General features: G+C 25.7%; 1 protein-coding gene. It reads left to right on the top strand.

Going from position 1 to position 840, the window contains the following annotated elements; all coding sequences use genetic code 11:
* Window positions 1-840, top strand: an 840-nt coding sequence (locus AC6UDG_RS07210; protein WP_500706925.1) for a phytoene desaturase family protein, incomplete at both ends; no start/stop codon positions are given.

The following is an 840-nucleotide window of genomic DNA, read 5'->3' as shown; positions in this document are numbered from 1 at the left end:
CCTCCGCTATATACTATTCTTATGCCATTTTATCATTTTTTAATGAAAATGCTTATTATGTAAAGGGCTCTTTTTCTGAATTTACTAATAATTTAGTTAAAAAATATAAAGAAGTTGGTGGAACATTAATACTAAAATCTCAAGTGAAAAGGGTTCTATTAGAAAACAATGTAGCTAAGTATGTTCTTCTTAAAAGGAATAGAAGGATAGAAATTAAAGATAATTTGATTGTTGCAAGTGATTTATTAAACTTTATTAACAATATATTACCAGATCAAACATTCCCTAAGCGATATATTTCTAAAATAAGGAAATTAAAAACTCCTTTATCTGCTTTTCAGACGTATCTTGTTGTAAAAAAGAGAATAATTCATGATACTGATTTGAAACATGAAAATTTTTATTTTGGTTCTTATAATAATGAAGAAGTCTTTAATAGTTTTTCAAATTTTAACGAAAAAAATAATAGATTTTTAGCATTTTCTATATCGTGTCCAAGCCTTGTAGATAAATCTTTAGTGCCAAATAATATGGAATCCATCGTATTAACAACTTTTGTTCCATTTAATTTAGTTAATGATTGGAGAACAATAAAAAAAATAACTGAAGATAAACTTATAAAGCAGGCATGTGAAGTGATTCCTAATTTAAAAGAAAACATTCTTTTTAAAGAAAGTTCAACACCAAATACTTGTTTACGATATACATTAAATAATAATGGGTCGCCATTTGGTTGGGAACAAGATATAAATCAAATGTTTAAAAGACCACAAAATATTACTCCAATAAAAAATATTTTTTTAACTGGTCATTGGACTAGTACTGGAGGAGGAATTGTAT

The organism is Fructilactobacillus sp. X2R1C1 (assembly GCF_059901435.1).
The sequence above is the reverse complement of the archived record's forward strand: the minus strand, read 5'-3'. Positions and strand labels throughout refer to the sequence as shown.